This is a genomic window from Halomonas sp. RT37, assembly GCF_040070525.1.
GTDB lineage: Bacteria > Pseudomonadota > Gammaproteobacteria > Pseudomonadales > Halomonadaceae > Halomonas > Halomonas litopenaei.
In genome coordinates this window covers 140,723-156,696 of the sequence record NZ_CP098827.1, presented here as the reverse complement: position 1 = coordinate 156,696, position 15,974 = coordinate 140,723, and the positions used below count along the sequence as shown (strand labels likewise).

The following is a 15,974-nucleotide window of genomic DNA, read 5'->3' as shown; positions in this document are numbered from 1 at the left end:
TGTCGCCAGCGACCGGCCTCAGCGCGGGCGCTTCCCCCTGCAGTGAAGGCCACGCCTTCCGCGGGACCGTGAAAACATTAAAACGGCATAAGTGAACTAGCGATGAGACAGTTACTGGCAAGCCTGGCAATCTCCATCGGCGTCGTCGGCGCCGCCCATGCCGACCTCCAGAGTGACGCAGACGCCGCCGCAGGACGCGACAAGGCTACCGCCTGCGCCGCCTGCCACGGCCAGACCGGCGCCAGTATCGCGCCGACCTTCCCCAACCTGGCCGGCCAGCAGGCCTCCTACCTGGCCAAGCAGATCATCGACATCCGTGACGGCACCCGTCCGGTGCCGCAGATGGCGGGGCAGGTGGACAACTTCAGCGACCAGGACGCCTGGGACGTGGCCGCCTTCTTCGCCGGCCAGGACCCGGTGGTGGGGCAGGCCAAGGATGACGAGGCGTTGCTCGAGCGCGGCGAGGCGCTCTACCGCGCTGGCGACCTGGCCAAGGGCATCCCGGCCTGCAGCGCCTGCCATGGCCCGACCGGCAGCGGCATCGGCTCGGCGGTCTATCCGGGGCTTTCCGGCCAGCACGCCGGCTATGTGGTCAGCACTCTCCAGGCATTCGCCTCCGGCGCCCGCGCCAACAGCCCCGGTGGCGTGATGGCCGACATCGCCGCCAAGATGAGCGATGCCGACATGGAAGCCGTGGCCAACTACGTCCAGGGCCTGCACTGATCGATTCACCTTTCGATGCGTCCCGCGGGGCGGCCCTTGTGGCCGCCCCGTTGCGTTTACCAGCAAAGATAGACATGCGACGCCTGCCCAATCGGGATATTCGGGAACCCTTCGAACGTTGTAGACTCAAAACAGCGTTCGCTTTGCGGCTCCAGGTTCGTCGCGCCCTCGCGCCGCCATGGCATGCCCGCCTCAATCAAGGAGAAAACATTCTATGCTGAAGTCACTGATGATGGGCCTCGCTGGCCTTAGCCTGTCGACCATGGCGGTCGCCGCCTCGATCACCGAGGGCGAGGACTACACCGTCGCCCCCAATCAGGTCGAGCTGGGCAGCGACGATGGCAAGATCAACGTGACCGAAGTGTTCTGGTATGGCTGCCCGCACTGCTACTCGCTGGAAGATCCGCTCAATGCCTGGGTCGCCGAGCTGCCCGATGACGTCGAGTTCGAACGCATGCCGGCCACCCTGGGCGAGACCTGGGTCAAGCACGCCAAGGCCTTCTATGCCGCCCAGCAGCTCGAGATCCTCGACGAGGTGCACGAGGACTTCTTCGACGCCATCCACCAGGAAGGCGAGCAGCTTACCGAGCCAGCAGACATCGCCGCCTTCTTCAGCGACTACGGTGTCAGCGAAGAGCAGGCGCTCAAGGCGCTGGACGGCTTCGGCGTGAAGTCCCAGATCAATCGCGCCAGCGCCACCATGCGCAACCTCGAACTGATGGGCGTCCCCGCGCTGATCGTCGATGGTCGCTACATCGTCTCGCCGAGCACCGCCGGCAGCCTCGACAACATGCCGCGCATCGCCGAGGCGCTGGTGGAGCAGATCCGCAGCGAACAGGAGTCTGGAGCCCAATGACGTCACTGGCCGAGGAACGCCACCCCACGCTGGACAGAGGTCACCTGAGGCTGGTGACCTTCAACCTGCAGGTGGGTATCCAGACCTCGGCCTACCACCACTACCTCACCCGTAGCTGGCAGCACCTGTTGCCTCACCCGCGTCGGCAACGACGTCTGGACATGATCGCCGAGGTGCTGTCGCACTTCGACATGGTGGGGCTACAGGAGGTGGACGGCGGCAGCTTTCGCTCGAACCAGGTCAATCAGCTCGAGTACCTGGCGGGGCAAGGCGGCTTCCCCCACCACTATCAGCAGCTCAACCGCAACCTCGGTCGACTTGCCCAGCACAGCAATGGCCTGCTCTCCCGGCTGGCACCCAGCCGCATCGAGGAGCACCGCCTGCCGGGGACCCTGCCCGGCCGGGGCGCCATCCATGCACGCTTCGGCCAGGGCCCCGAGGCCCTGCACCTGTTCGTCGCCCACCTGGCCCTGGGCCAGCGCACCCAGAACCTGCAGCTCGACTACCTCAGCGAGCTGATCCAGCCACTCAAGCACGTGGTGGTGATGGGAGACCTGAACTGCACCCCGGATCGCCTGCACGCCCACGACCGCTTCTGCGCCTCGTTGCCGCTGCATCCGGTGCGACCGGCACTGAGCTACCCTTCCTGGCGCCCCAGCCGAGCGCTGGACCATATCCTGCTGTCGTCGTCGCTGGAGGCCGATGAGGCCGAAGTCCTCGACCGACTGTTTTCGGACCACCTGCCGGTGGCCGTCGATATTCGCCTGCCCCAGCCCTGCCTCGCCGCTATCCAGGCCGATCAGCCCGAGCAACCTGCCTGAACCGCTCGCCTGAATTTCCCACCTGAGCTTCCCACCTGAGCTACCCGTCTGAGCCGCACGCCCGACCCACCCGCCAGAGCCATCCTGTCGGCGGCGGACGACACGCCAGCGGACCTCGACTTTTGGTGTCATGACAGTGCTACCTCGACTGCCGTATAGTCAGCGTTGACGTGCACCGAGATTCGCTAATGTCTCCGCGTGCCACACTATCCATGACGCCAGGTCCCCCCGGCAAGCCGACGTCCTGCCCTGGCGACGGCGTGCCCGGGCGCCAGCCTGGACAATGATCGCCCTGACACCACCAGCGAGTTCCTAATGTCTACATCTTCCGGCTTGCCGGGGCCACTGGCGGCCCTGGACGCCTTCTCCGAACGCCTTGGCAGGGGCCTTTCCTGGCTGATCCTGGCGATGATGATCATCCAGTTCCTGATCGTGGTGCTGCGCTATGCCTTCAGCGTCAACAGCATCCCCATGCAGGAATCGGTGATGTACATGCACGCCGCCGTGTTCATGCTGGCGGCGGCCTACACCCTGAAGCACGGCGGACACGTGCGCGTCGACATCTTCTATCGGGCGATGTCGCCCAGGCGCAAGGCGCTGGTCGACCTGCTCGGTACCCTGCTGCTGCTGCTGCCGGTGATGGGCTTCGTGATCGCCACCAGCCTCGGCTACGTCGGCAAGTCCTGGGCCATCTTCGAGGGCTCGCCCGACGCCGGCGGCATCCCCGGGGTGTTCCTGCTGAAGACGCTGATACCGGCCTTCGCCGTGCTGATGATTGTCCAGGGCATCGTCGAGATCTATCGCAACATCCTGATTTTAAAGGGACGTCTCGACCCCAACGCCCTTCCCCATGACGCCGACGAGGAGCACCTGTAAATGCTGGAGTTCATGCCCCTGGTGCTGTTCGGTGTCATCTGTACGGTCTTGATGTTCGGTTTTCCGGTCGCGCTGTCGCTGGCCGGTACCGCCCTGGCCTTTGCCGGGCTCGGCTACGGCCTGGAGTCCCTCGGCATCGATGCCAACTTCGACGGCAGCTACCTCAACGCCTTCCCCAATCGCCTCTACGGCATCATGACCAACACCACCCTGCTGGCGGTACCCTTGTTCGTGTTGATGGGGGTGCTGCTCGAGAAGTCCAAGGTCGCCGAAACCCTGCTCGACGCCATGGCCCTGCTGTTCGGCTCGCTGCGCGGCGGACTCGGCATCTCGGTGACCCTGGTCGGCATGATGCTGGCCGCTTCCACCGGCATCGTCGGCGCCACCGTGGTCACCATGGGCCTGATGTCGCTGCCGACCATGCTCAAGCGCGGCTACAGCCAGTCGCTGGCCACCGGCACCATCTGCGCCACCGGCACCCTGGGTCAGATCATTCCGCCGTCCATCGCTCTGGTGCTGCTTGGTGACGTGCTGTCCAGCGCCTACCAGCAGGCCCAGCTGTCCATGGGCATCTTCAGTCCCAAGACGGTGTCGGTGGGCGATCTGTTCATGGGGGCGCTGGTCCCGGGCCTGATCCTGGTGCTGGTGTATATCGTCTACGTCAGCCTGGTGGCGCTGTTCAAGCCCAGCGCCGCCCCTGCCGCCGATCGCCAGGAACTGATGGCCGAGCTGGGCCACACCTCGGGCATCGGCCTGTTGCTGCTAAAGGGCCTGGTGCCGCCCATCGTGCTGATCGTCGCGGTGCTCGGCTCGATCCTGGCCGGACTGGCCACCCCCACCGAGGCTTCCGCGGTGGGTGCCTTCGGCGCCCTGGTGCTGGCCCTGGCCTATCGTCGCCTCGATCTGGCCACGCTCAAGGACGTGCTGCGCTCCACCACCCACGTCACCACCATGGTGTTCCTGATCCTGATCGGCGCGGCACTGTTTTCACTGGTATTCCGCGCCTACGGCGGTGAAGAGCTGGTCACCCATCTGTTCGAGAACATGCCTGGCGGGGTAGTCGGCGCCACCATCATCGTGATGCTGGTGATCTTCCTGCTCGGCTTTATCCTCGACTTCATCGAGATCACCTTCGTGGTGGTGCCGATCGTCGGTCCGATCCTGCTGGCCATGGGCCTGGATCCAATCTGGCTGGGCATCATGATCGCGATCAACCTGCAGACGTCCTTCCTGACACCTCCCTTCGGCTTCGCCCTGTTCTACCTGCGCGGGGTGGCCCCGGAGTCGGTACCGACGTCCGCGATCTACCGAGGCGTCATTCCATTCATCGTGCTGCAGCTCGGCATGCTGCTGGCCCTTTCGTTCTTCCCGGAACTGGCCACCTGGCTGCCGGAGCAGTTCTGATGCCGAAAACCTCAGCGCCGGGCCCTTTCACTCTCGATGCTGGCCCGCAGCTCGCCACCTGGCTGCCGGAGCCGTTCTGATCCGGCGCGTTGGCGATGCGTGGACGGCAGCCCACGCCGGGGGGGGGCCCCGGCGTCTATAGTTGCCCGACGAGCCATCGCCCGCTTCACGGCGTCTCGGGCCATCCCGCGAGACGCCAACTACCCGCCGGCCCTACCCTGGCCGGCAGGTCCCGACAACGCCAATACCATACAAAGGGGACTTACATGCAACGCAGCTCAATCGCCAAGGCCATTACCCTCGCCGGTGCCTCCGGTCTACTGCTGGTCGGAGCCCAGGCCCAGGCCCAGGACACCTTCGAGTGGAAGCTGGTCACCTCCTGGCCGAAGAACTTCCCCGGTGTCGGCCAGGGTCCCGAGCGTCTGGCCAAGCTGGTCGAGGAAATGTCCGACGGCCGCCTGACGATCGAGGTGTTCGGTGCCGGCCAGCTGGTACCGGGCTTCGAGGTCTTCGACGCCGTCGCCGAAGGCACCGCCCAGATGGGCCACTCTGCCTCCTACTACTGGAAGGGCAAGGCGCCCGCCGCCCAGTTCTTCGCCGCCGTGCCCTTCGGCATGAACGCCCAGGAAATGAACGCCTGGCTGCACTATGGTGGCGGCCTGGAGCTGTGGAACGAGCTCTACGATGACTTCGGCGTCGAGGTCATGACCGCCGGCGCCTCCGGCGTACAGATGGGCGGCTGGTACAACCAGGAAATCAATTCGGTCGACGACCTGGACGGCCTCAAGATGCGCATGCCGGGCCTCGGTGGTGAGGTCATGAATCGCATGGGCGTGGCCATCGTCAACATGCCCGGCGGCGAGATCTTCACCTCGCTGCAGTCCGGCGCCATCGATGCCACCGAGTGGATCGGCCCGTACAACGACCTGGCCTTCGGCCTGCATCAGGCCGCCGAGTACTACTACTACCCGGGCTGGCATGAGCCGACGGTGATGTTCGAGGCCATCGTCAACGATGAGGCCCTGGCCGAGCTGCCCGCCGACCTTCAGGCGATCCTGCGCACCGCGGTGCGCGACGTGAACCAGGACGTGCTGGACGAGTACACCGCGCGCAACAACGATGCCCTGGCCACCCTGATCAACGAACACGACGTCCAGCTGCGCAAGCTGCCCGACGACGTGCTCGCCCAGGCTCAGGAGATCTCCGCCGAGGTGGTGCAGGAACTGGCTGACTCCAGCGATATCGCCGGTCGCATCTACGAGTCGTACCGCGACTTCCAGGACAAGGTGGTGAACTACCACGCCATCTCCGAGCAGGCCTACTACAACGCCCGCAACCCGGACGGCGGCACCGACTTCGGCCAGGAGTAACCCATCCAGAAGGTGTCGAGCATTGCCGACACAAGCACCCAGGGGCCGCCTCGCGCGGCCCCTGTCCGTTTTCGGGGCACGGGCGGACATCGTGTCGACTCTCGAGCCTTGCTCAAAGCGCTCGCTCTCGAGCAGTGATCAGCCGCAGCTGAAATAGCGTTCGGCAAACCACAGCAGCACCGCGTAGCGCCCGCCCTTGCTGACGACGATCCACAGCGTGGCACGCCACCACGGCAGCCGGGCGATTCCCGCGAGCACCGTCAGCGGATCCCCCACCACCGGCAGCCAGGCCAGCAGCAGACTCGCTTCTCCGCCCTTGCGATACCAGCGCTGGGCTCGTGCCAGTCCCGCCCGGGAGGCGGGAAACCAGCGACGATCGACATACTGGGTGGCGTAGCGGCCCAGGGCGACATTGACCAGACTGCCCAGGGTATTGCCCAGGGTGGCCACCAGCCACAGCGCCAGCGGCGCTTCGCCCCGGCACCACAGCCCGGCCAGCCATAGCTCGGACCCTCCGGGCAGCAGGGTGGCGCTGGCGAACGCCATGACAAACAGACTCAGCATGATGCGCTCGACATTGGCTCTCTCAGCGCCGCCTCTTGTATTCTGTGTCTTCTGCTGACTTTCGGGTGTCTTTCATGTCCCACGCCGTATCCATCCCTCACACGCTGACCATCGCCGGCTCCGACCCTTCTGGCGGCGCCGGCCTCCAGGGCGACCTCAAGACGCTGTCGGCCCTGGGCACCTACGCCACCAACGTCATCACCGCGGTGATCGCGCAGAATACCTGTGGGGTACGCGAGGTGCACCCGGTGGCTGCAGAGAGCATCCGGGTGCAGCTCGATCACCTGCTCGACGACGTGCGCATCGACGCGGTGAAGATCGGCATGGTCGCCAGCCGCGAGGTCGCCGAGACCCTGCGAGAAGCGCTCGAGGCCAGGCGTCCCCGCTGGATCGTGCTCGATCCGGTGATGGTAGCCAAGAGCGGCGACATCCTGGTGGATGAGGCCGGGATCAGTGCGGTACGCGATGTGCTGGTGCCGCTGGCCGACGTGATCACCCCCAACCTGCCCGAGGCGGCGGTACTGCTGGGGGTCGAGCCGCCCACCAGCGCCGATGCCATGGAGGCGATGCTGCCCGCGCTCAAGCAACTGTCCGCCCCCTATGTGCTACTCAAGGGTGGCCATCTCGATGGTGACAGCTGTCCCGACCTGCTGGCCTCGCCCGGTGGCGATCGCTGGCTGCCGGCGCCGCGCATCGATACCCAGAACCTGCATGGTACCGGTTGTGCCCTGTCCTCGGCGATCGCCGCCAAGCTGGCCCATCTGCCACAGGACGCCGACGAGGCGCAGGTCATCGACGCCATCGGCGACGCCAAGCGCTGGCTGCACCAGGCGCTCGACGCCAGCCGGCGGCTGTCGGTGGGCCAGGGGCGCGGCCCGGTGCATCACTTCCACGCCTGGTGGTAGCGGCAGGAGCAGTGGCGGGCGATGGCTGGCCGTGAAAGCCACGCCACGCCCAGTCTGATCTGATCCGAGCGCAGGACAGCGCTATCGTGCACTGACAGGGAGTGACGACACCGTCGCTTGCGCGAATCGGCACGTCCGCCCATGCTGAAGGTTCACCCACTGGCGTCGTGAGGGCAGAGCCATGACTCGCACCCTGCTGTTTGCCTGTGACCTGTCGGCAGAAAACCGTTCCGCCTTCGGCCGCGCCATCCGCCTGGCCAACGAGATGGGCGCCCGTCTCGACGTACTGCACGTGCTGGATCCCTATCTGCCCCACCGGGTGCTGCGCGACCTGGAAGGTGCGGTAGTAGATGACATCCACGCCATCGCCACCGACCTGCGCGAGGACTACGCACTGGCCGAACCGCCGCTGCTGGTGCAGACGGTGACCGGCGCCCCCTACGCCGAGATCATCCGTGAGGCCCACGATCGCAACGCCGAGATGATCATCCTCGGCACCCATCGCAAGCGCGGACACCCTGACCTGATCGGCGGTACCACCCTGGCCCGGGTGCTGTTGAGCGCCCCCTGTCCGGTGCTGACCGTCAGCCAGCCCCCCGCAGAGCCGTGGAACGACATCCTGGTCCCGGTGGATTTCTCCCTGACCTGCCGTCGCACCCTGCGCGAGACCCTGCGACACTTTCCGGAATCCCGCCTCGAGTTGCTCCACGCCTGGGACGTGCCGGGCGAGCGCGAACTCGGCTCCGATACTGACTTCGCGCAGTGGCGCGATCGTGAGGTCATCCGACTTAGACAGCAGCTCGAACAGGAGATCGACCACCTGATGGCGGAATTCGATCGGGTGCCGGAGCTGGAACTGGTGCTGGAACAGGGCGACCCCCTGGACGTGTTGATCGCCCATCTGCGCCGTCAGCCTCCCGATCTGCTGGCACTGGGCAACCGCAGTCAGGCGGGCCGACGCAGTCAGATTACCAAGCGTCTTCTGGCGGAGCCCCGTTGCGACATCATGCTGTGCCGCGCCTGGTAGTCACGGGAAGAACGCTCTACAAAAACTGTACATAAGTCATATCTCGCGCCATGATGTGTACAACATCATGTCACGGGAGTTTCATCATGCCTTCGCGACAACCCCGACAGCACCCGCTGGTTCGGCTGCTTGCCGCGGTCAGCCTGATCACCTGTCTGACCCTGACCATGGCCGCGCCCCCCGAGGCCAACGCCCAGACGTCGACGCAGCAGGTCAGCGTCAAGAGCGCTAGCTTTGCCACCCAGATCGACGATGGCCGGCGCTACGAGATGATCGGCCACGGGCTCTTCACCTATCTGGTGTGGGACGCCTACGCCGGCGCCTACTACCAGGCCGCGGGGTACCCGCGCCCCGCTCCCGAGTCCGACGTCCCGCGCCGGCTGGTGCTGCACTACTTCCATGCCATCGAGGCCGACGACTTCGCCAGCACCACCCTCGAGGCCGTGCGCGAGCAGGTCGGTGCCGTGGACTTTCCGTCGATTCGCCGCCCGCTGACCGCGCTGGTCGACAGCTATCGCTCGGTCGCGCCGGGCGACCGCTATTCGCTGACCTGGGATGGCGAGAGCCTGATCCTGGCGCTCAATGGTGCCCCGCTGTACCGCTCCAACGACAAGGCGCTTGCCAACGCCATGTTCGCCATCTGGCTCGGTGAAGATCCCCTGGACCGCGACTTCCGCGACGCTCTGCTGGGGCGCTGACGCCTGGCCAGGCAGGCCCGTGCTAGGCTAGCGGGCCCTGCTGTGTGCAATCCCCCACCTGTTGCCAGAGGAAGCCCTGCATGAAAGCCCTGATCCAACGTGTCCGCCGTGCCAGTGTCGAGGTCGAAGATCGCACCGTCGGCGCCATCGACCACGGCCTGCTGGCCCTGGTCGGGGTGGAAAAAGGCGATGACGAGGCCTCGGCCGACCGCCTGCTGCACAAGCTGCTGCACTATCGCGTGTTCGCCGACGACCAGGACAAGATGAATCTCAATGTGCAGCAGGCCGGCGGTGGCCTCTTGCTGGTGTCCCAGTTCACCCTGGCCGCGGATACCCGCAAGGGGCTGCGTCCCAGCTTCTCCAGCGCGGCGCCACCGGCCGAAGGCGATCGTCTGTTTCACTACCTGCTCGACCAGGCCCGCCAGCGCCATGCGCCGTTGGCCAGCGGCGAGTTCGGCGCCAATATGCAGGTGGCATTGATCAACGACGGGCCGGTGACCTTTCTCCTGGAGAGCTGAGAGCCCCCTCCTGGCGCCGAGCGCCAATAGGCAGCGAACGCGGCGTCGTGCCACCTTTGTGATCTTCAAAAGCCCGATCGCAACGCGATGTCGGCGGGGCGGTAAACCAGGCTGTCTCGTCTCATCCCGTCTCGCCTTGATGTTTATGGAAACATTTACCACAATCACCTGTATACAAAAACAACCGGTGATCGTATCCATGAGCAACGCCCGCTACCCCGTCAGCGTCTCGGTCTTCGACTTCCACGGCCGGCCACCACTGAGCCGTGCCCTGCCACTGTCGCTGCAACACATCCTCGCCATGATCATGGGTACCATCACGGTGCCGATCATCGTCTCCGGTGCCATCGGCGCCTCCACCGCCGAAACCCTGCTGCTGATCCAGATTTCGCTGGTGGCCTCGGCGCTGTCGACGCTGATCCAGCTGTTCGGTGTCTGGCGCTTCGGTGCCCGCCTGCCGACCATCTTCGGTGTCGGCTTTGCCTACGTGCCCACCCTGACCGCCGTGGGCGCCCAGTATGGCCTCGGCGGCATCCTCGGCGCCCAGTTGATCGGCGGCATGGCGATGCTGCTGGTCGGGTTCGGTATCCGCCCGCTGCGTCATCTGTTTCCGCCGGTGGTGGCGGGGGTGGTAGTGTTGGTGATCGGCCTGTCGCTCTACGACATCGCCATCCACTACATGGCCGGGGGCAAGGGGAGCGCCGACTACGGTGGCGGCAGGCAGTGGCTGGTGGCGCTGGTCACTCTGGCCGTGGTGCTGGCGATTTCCCAGTTCGGGCGGGGCTTCATCAAGCTCGCCGCGATCATCTGCGGCATCGTGGTGGGCTACGCGCTGGCACTCGCGCTGGGCATGGTGGACTTCACTGCGGTGCATCAGGCTGCCTGGTTCAGTGCGCCGCGCCCGCTCCCCGTGACGCTCGAATTCGCGCCGGTGGCGATCCTGTCCATGGTGATCATCTGCGTGGTCAATTCGGTGCAGACCATCGGTGATCTATCCGCTACCACCATCGGTGGCATGAATCGCGAGCTGGGCCATCGGGAGCTGTCCGGGGGCTTGCTGGGCAACGGCCTGTGCACTCTGGTCGGTGCCCTGTTCGCGGCACTGCCGACGGCGTCGTTCAGCCAGAACGTCGGTATCGTCGCCATGACCAAGGTCATCAGTCGTTCGGTGCTGGCACTGGCGGCGCTGTTTCTGCTGGCGGCGGGACTGATGCCGAAGTTCGGCGCGCTGATGACCACCATTCCCTATCCGGTGCTCGGTGGCGCCACCATCACGGTGTTCGGCATGATCACCATGACCGGTATCCAGCTGCTGACCCGCGACGAGCTGTCCGGGCGCAACATGACCATCGCCAGCCTGGCGCTGGCGCTGGGCCTCGGGCTCGCCGCGGCGCCGCAGGCCATCGCCGCGCTGCCGGACACGATCGAGATGGCGATCGGTGGATCACCCGTGGTGGTGGCGGCGCTCACCGCCGTGCTGCTCAATCTGCTGCTGCCTCACAAGAGCCTGGCCGATGAGCAGGCCGAGCGCGAGCGGCTGGCCGCGCGCATGGAAGCCAGCGACACGGCTCCCGCAAGCGTGCCCGCCTCATCCCGGTGCGACTCGCAATAGCCGTTCGCCACGCCCACTCGCCCCGGCTATCGGGCGACCCGGCGACCCGAGGCGCTATCGAACCGAGCGTGGCTCAGCCCGAGAGCGCCTCGTTCATTTCCTCGAGCGCCTCTTCGGCGGCGAGCCAGTCGGCCTCCAGCTCCTCGAGGCGCGCCTTGAGCTCGCCCTGGCGCGCCAGACAGTCGGTCAGTTCCTGCTTGCGCGCCGCGTCGGTGTAGAGCTCGGCGTCGCCGAGCTGCGCTTCCACCTCGCCGAGTTCAGCCTGGACCTTCTCCATGGCCTTTTCGGCCTTGTCCCGCTCGCGCTTCAAGGGCCTGAGCTTCTCGCGCAGCTCGGCGGCGGCGCGGCGCGAGGCCTTGCGATCCTCCCGCGGGGCGGCCTGGCCAGCCTCGGCCCTGTCGGCCTTGTCTTCCCTGGCCGCGCGACGGTCGCTTTCCAGGCGTGACTTGAGCCAGGCCCGGTAATCCTCCAGATCGCCATCGAAGGGTTCGACCCGATGGTCGGCGACCTTCCAGAACTCGTCCACGGTGGCCTTGAGCAGGTGGCGGTCGTGGGATACCACGATCACCGTTCCTTCGAACGACGCCAACGCCTCGGTCAGCGCCTCGCGCATCTCCAGGTCCAGGTGGTTGGTCGGCTCGTCGAGCAGCAGCAGGTTGGGCTTCTGCCAGGCAATCAGGGCCAGCGCCAGGCGTGCCTTCTCGCCGCCGGAGAACAGCTCGACCCGGGCAAACACGTCGTCTCCCGGAAAGCCGAAGCCACCCAGGAAGTTGCGGATATCGCTGTCGGCGGCCTGGGGCGACAGGCGTTGAACATGGGTGAAGGGGGTCGCCTTGAGATCGAGCCCTTCGAGCTGGTGCTGGGCGAAGTAGCCCACCGCCAGGTGCTCGCCGGGCACCCGACGGCCAGAGAGCAACGGCAGATCGCCGGTGAGCGACTTGATCAGGGTCGACTTGCCCGCGCCATTGGGACCGAGCAGTCCGATGCGCTGTCCCGGCAGCAGGGTCAGCTTCACGTCGGACAGCTGGGTGCGCTCGCTGCCGTCCTCACGACGATAGCCCAGGCTGGCATCATCGATCACCAGCAGCGGATGAGACGTCTTGTCCGCCGCCGGCAAGGTAAAGTGAAAGGGGGAATCGACGTGGGCCAGGGCGATGTCGCCCATGCGCTCGAGCATCTTCAGTCGGCTCTGGGCCTGGCGCGCCTTGGTCGCCTTGTAGCGAAAGCGGGCGACAAACTTCTCGATTTCCTCGCGACGCGCCTGCTGCTTCTCGGCCTGGGCCTGCTGCAGCGCCAGCTTCTCGGCGCGGGTCCGCTCGAAGGTGGTGTAGTTGCCCCGATAGAGCACCAGGCTGCGACGATCGAAGTGCACGATGTGGTCACACACCGCATCGAGAAAGTCGCGGTCGTGGGAGATCAGCAACAGGGTGCCGGGATAGCGCGTCAGCCACTGCTCTAGCCACAGCAGCGCGTCCAGATCCAGGTGGTTGGTCGGCTCGTCGAGCAGCAGCACGTCGGAGGGCATGAACAGGGTACGCGCCAGGTTGGCTCGCATGCGCCAACCACCGGAGAACGCCGACAGCGGCTTGTCCAGATCGTGCTGGGCGAAGCCCAGCCCGACCAGCAACTGGGCCGCGCGGGCTGGCGCGCTGTAGCCGTCCAGCGCCTCGATGGCGCCGTGAAGTTCGGCCTCGCGGTGGTGGTCGCCGTCGGCCTGGGCAGAGGCGAGGGCTGCCTCGGTGCGCCTTAGTTCCGCGTCCCCGTCGAGCACGTACTCGATGATGGGGCGAGACAGCGCCTCGACTTCCTGCGCCATATGGGCAATGCGCTGGCCGCCACTCATCTCGACCGCGCCCTTGTCGGCGCCGATCTCGCCGAGGATCAGGCCGAACAGACTGGACTTGCCGGCGCCATTGGGGCCCACGATACCGGCCTTGTGGCCGGCGTGCAGGGTCAGGTCGGCACCCTCGAACAACGGCTCGGCGCCGCGTTGCAGGGTTACTTGGCGCAGTGCAATCATCACGGCTCCATCGGGATGAGCCCGCCGGGCCGGGCACCCGCGAGCTTCTCTAATAAAAGAAGGATATCGTCTTGGACCCCGATTCTACCGAATTCACCGCCCGCCTGCGCCCTCGCCTGGCAGCGTCACCGCTATGGGACTTCGCCCTGGCAATCTATGCCCGGCCAGGCGTCGAGCAAGCCTGCCTGACGCTGCAGGATGAGCACGGCTGGGACGTGTGTGAACTGCTGTGGCGTTGCTGGCTGTATCAACAGGGCGCCCAGGCTGGTGCACTGCCGTCGCAGGTCACCGCCTGGCAGCGCGAGGTCACCCAACCGCTGCGCCGACTGCGCAGGGATCTGAAGCCCCAGGCGCAAGCCGACTCGCAGGTGGCGAGCGTTCGCTCGCGGATCAAGCAGGCGGAGCTCGAAGCCGAGCAACAATGCCTGCAGATGCTCATGAAAATTAGCCTGAACGAACTGGCTTTCTCGCCGATACCCGCCAGACTCCAAGGTCTAGAAAATGTGCTGCTTTCTAGCCAACAACGGCAGAAAAAAACGCAACTTATGGCCATAAGAAGCGTGGAAAGCCAGCTTGACCCTCTTCCGGCAGCGCGCTAGCCTGACGTTAACTGCATGAGAATTCCTGCATTTTTTGCATGATCGATCTTGTTCACGCCAATAGCACAAGGTCCGAGATTCCGAAGCGAGACACGAAGCAATACAACAGGCGAGCGCGATCCGCCCATAGCTCCAACACCTGCAGAGGAACCACAAGAATGAAGGCAACACAGCTGCTGACCACCGCCAGCATCGGCGCCCTGATGCTGGGTCTTTCCTCCACCGCCATGGCCGACAACTGGCGCTACGCCCACGAAGAGTACGAGGGCGATGTCCAGGACGTCTTTGCCCAGGCGTTCAAGCAGTACGTCGAGGAGAATTCCGACCATTCCGTCCAGGTCTACCGCTTCGGCGAACTGGGCGAATCCGACGACATCATGGAGCAGACCCAGAACGGCATCCTGCAGTTCGTCAACCAGTCTCCCGGCTTCACCGGCGCGCTGATTCCCGAAGCCCAGATCTTCTTCATTCCCTACCTGCTGCCCACCGACGAAGAAACCGTGCTGAAGTTCTTCGACGAGAGCAAGGCGATCAACGAGATGTTCCCCGAGCTCTACGCCGAGCACGGGCTGAAGCTGATGCAGATGTACCCGGAAGGGGAAATGGTGGTCACCGCCGACGAGCCGATCACCTCGCCGGAGGACTTCGACAACAAGAAGATCCGCACCATGACCAACCCGCTGCTGGCGGAGACCTACGACGCCTTCGGCGCGACCCCCACGCCGCTGCCCTGGGGCGAGGTCTACGGCGGTCTGCAGACCGGCATCATCGACGGTCAGGAAAACCCGATCTTCTGGATCGAGTCCGGCGGTCTGTACGAGGTCTCCCCGAACCTGACCTTCACCGGCCACGGCTGGTTCACCACCGCCATGATGGCCAACCAGGACTTCTATGACGGCCTGTCCGACGAGGACAAGCAACTCGTCCAGGACGCCACCGACTCCGCCTACGACACCACCATCGAGCACATCCAGGGCCTCGCCGAAGAAGCCCTCGGCAAGATCCAGGAAGCGTCTGACGAGGTCACCGTGACTCGCCTGGACGACGAACAGATCCAGGCCTTCAAGGATCGCGCTCCGCAGGTCGAGGAGAAGTTCATCGAGATGACCGGTGAAGGCGGTCAGGAACTGCTCGACCAGTTCAAGGCTGACCTGGAAGCGGTTCAGTCCGGCGAGGAGTAATCCTCGTCTGAGCCATCGCTCCCGAAAGGGGCAGCCCTACCCGGCTGCCCCTTTTGTGTTTCCAGAGCCCTGAATAGCGACCCGACAGTCGCCGCCACGCCAGGCGCGCTGCGTGCATCCAGCGTTGACCAGATGGCTGCGAACCGCGACCCAGAGGGCGTACGCTGCGATACAGGTACGTGCGTTTCTCCCGGAATTCCCGACCAAGGATCCCATCATGACCGAAGAAGAATCCGAACAGCACTACCACTCGGGGTTGCCTGGTTTTCTGGGCACCATCGATACGTGGATCAGCAAGCTGGAAGCCATCATTCTTGCCGTGGGCGTGCTGCTGATGGCGGCCAATACCATCGCCAACGTCATTGGCCGCTTCGTGCTCGGCGAGAGCATCTTCTTCAGCGGCGAGATCAACCGCATTCTGATCATCATGATCACCTTTGCCGGTATCGGCTATGCGGCGCGCCACGGGCGCCATATTCGCATGTCGGCGATCTACGATGCCCTGCCGGTGGGTGGCCGCAAGGCATTGATGATCTTCATTTCCCTGTTTACCTCTCTGGTGATGTTCTTCCTGCTGTACTACTCGGTGATCTACATCGTCGACCTGTATGACAAGGGGCGCATTCTGCCCGCCCTTGGCATCCCGATCTTCTGGATCTACCTGTGGGTACCGCTGGGCTTTCTGATCACCGGTATCCAGTACCTGCTCACCGCCATCAAGAACCTGACCTCCCGCGACGTCTACCTGTCGACCGGCGTGCTGGATGGCTACAAGGATACGGAGACTGAAGTATGAGTGA

At 65.1% G+C, this 15,974-nt stretch carries 16 protein-coding genes; 14 read left to right on the top strand and 2 right to left on the bottom strand.

Annotated elements, in window-relative coordinates; genetic code table 11:
• The first annotated feature begins 102 nt into the window (after positions 1-102).
• The 6 genes from NFG58_RS00715 (at position 103) to NFG58_RS00690 (ending at position 6,050) form a co-directional block, all read left to right on the top strand.
• Positions 103-723, top strand: a complete 621-nt coding sequence (locus NFG58_RS00715) for a c-type cytochrome (RefSeq protein WP_045993937.1) — start codon at positions 103-105, stop codon at positions 721-723.
• Positions 724-937: 214 nt separating this feature from the next.
• The gene (locus NFG58_RS00710; protein WP_045993936.1) at positions 938-1,579 is read left to right on the top strand and encodes a thiol:disulfide interchange protein DsbA/DsbL; all 642 of its coding nucleotides are present in this window, start codon (positions 938-940) and stop codon (positions 1,577-1,579) included.
• A complete protein-coding gene (locus NFG58_RS00705; protein WP_108131867.1) occupies positions 1,576-2,400 on the top strand; it encodes an endonuclease/exonuclease/phosphatase family protein in 825 nt (274 codons plus the stop codon). Before NFG58_RS00710 ends, NFG58_RS00705 begins: the two co-directional genes overlap by 4 nt.
• Before the next feature lie 315 nt (positions 2,401-2,715).
• Positions 2,716-3,276 carry a TRAP transporter small permease subunit gene (locus NFG58_RS00700; protein WP_108131868.1) on the top strand — a complete coding sequence of 187 codons (561 nt, stop codon included), beginning with the start codon at positions 2,716-2,718 and terminating at the stop codon, positions 3,274-3,276.
• Complete coding sequence (locus NFG58_RS00695; protein WP_108131869.1) at positions 3,277-4,680, top strand: TRAP transporter large permease subunit; 1,404 nt, start codon at positions 3,277-3,279, stop codon at positions 4,678-4,680.
• 266 nt (positions 4,681-4,946) lie between these two features.
• The gene (locus NFG58_RS00690) at positions 4,947-6,050 is read left to right on the top strand and encodes a TRAP transporter substrate-binding protein (RefSeq protein ID WP_045993932.1); all 1,104 of its coding nucleotides are present in this window, start codon (positions 4,947-4,949) and stop codon (positions 6,048-6,050) included.
• Between the two features lie 138 nt (positions 6,051-6,188).
• On the opposite strand, the gene NFG58_RS00685 is transcribed toward NFG58_RS00690, so the two are convergent.
• Entirely contained in the window at positions 6,189-6,614 is a 426-nt protein-coding gene (locus tag NFG58_RS00685; RefSeq protein ID WP_045993931.1) for a YqaA family protein, read from the bottom strand.
• A gap of 74 nt (positions 6,615-6,688) precedes the next feature.
• On the opposite strand from NFG58_RS00685, the gene thiD reads away from it, so the two are divergent.
• The 5 genes from thiD to NFG58_RS00660 all read left to right on the top strand — a co-directional run bounded on the left by thiD (position 6,689) and on the right by NFG58_RS00660 (position 11,374).
• Positions 6,689-7,519 (top strand): bifunctional hydroxymethylpyrimidine kinase/phosphomethylpyrimidine kinase, encoded by an 831-nt coding sequence (thiD, locus tag NFG58_RS00680; protein WP_124805046.1) that lies wholly within the window; start codon positions 6,689-6,691, stop codon positions 7,517-7,519.
• Positions 7,520-7,700: 181 nt separating this feature from the next.
• Positions 7,701-8,546 carry a universal stress protein gene (locus NFG58_RS00675; RefSeq protein WP_045993929.1) on the top strand — a complete coding sequence of 282 codons (846 nt, stop codon included), beginning with the start codon at positions 7,701-7,703 and terminating at the stop codon, positions 8,544-8,546.
• Between the two features lie 86 nt (positions 8,547-8,632).
• On the top strand, positions 8,633-9,244 hold the full coding sequence (locus tag NFG58_RS00670; protein ID WP_348827399.1) for a chalcone isomerase family protein: 612 nt from the start codon (positions 8,633-8,635) through the stop codon (positions 9,242-9,244).
• 80 nt (positions 9,245-9,324) lie between these two features.
• Positions 9,325-9,762, top strand: a complete 438-nt coding sequence (gene dtd, locus NFG58_RS00665; RefSeq protein ID WP_348827398.1) for a D-aminoacyl-tRNA deacylase — start codon at positions 9,325-9,327, stop codon at positions 9,760-9,762.
• A 199-nt stretch (positions 9,763-9,961) separates the two neighbouring features.
• Positions 9,962-11,374: a solute carrier family 23 protein gene (locus NFG58_RS00660; protein WP_124805045.1), complete on the top strand. Its 1,413-nt coding sequence runs from the start codon at positions 9,962-9,964 to the stop codon at positions 11,372-11,374.
• Positions 11,375-11,447: 73 nt separating this feature from the next.
• On the opposite strand, the gene NFG58_RS00655 is transcribed toward NFG58_RS00660, so the two are convergent.
• Positions 11,448-13,394: an ATP-binding cassette domain-containing protein gene (locus NFG58_RS00655; RefSeq protein WP_108131872.1), complete on the bottom strand. Its 1,947-nt coding sequence runs from the start codon at positions 13,392-13,394 to the stop codon at positions 11,448-11,450.
• Positions 13,395-13,465: 71 nt separating this feature from the next.
• Between NFG58_RS00655 and NFG58_RS00650 the strand changes: the two genes are divergently transcribed.
• From NFG58_RS00650 to NFG58_RS00640, 3 genes are all read left to right on the top strand, one after another.
• Entirely contained in the window at positions 13,466-13,993 is a 528-nt protein-coding gene (locus NFG58_RS00650; RefSeq protein WP_348827397.1) for a TIGR02444 family protein, read from the top strand.
• Between the two features lie 158 nt (positions 13,994-14,151).
• On the top strand, positions 14,152-15,174 hold the full coding sequence (dctP, locus tag NFG58_RS00645; RefSeq protein WP_108131873.1) for a TRAP transporter substrate-binding protein DctP: 1,023 nt from the start codon (positions 14,152-14,154) through the stop codon (positions 15,172-15,174).
• A gap of 217 nt (positions 15,175-15,391) precedes the next feature.
• Positions 15,392-15,970: a TRAP transporter small permease gene (locus NFG58_RS00640; protein WP_348827396.1), complete on the top strand. Its 579-nt coding sequence runs from the start codon at positions 15,392-15,394 to the stop codon at positions 15,968-15,970.
• Positions 15,971-15,974 lie beyond the last annotated feature (4 nt).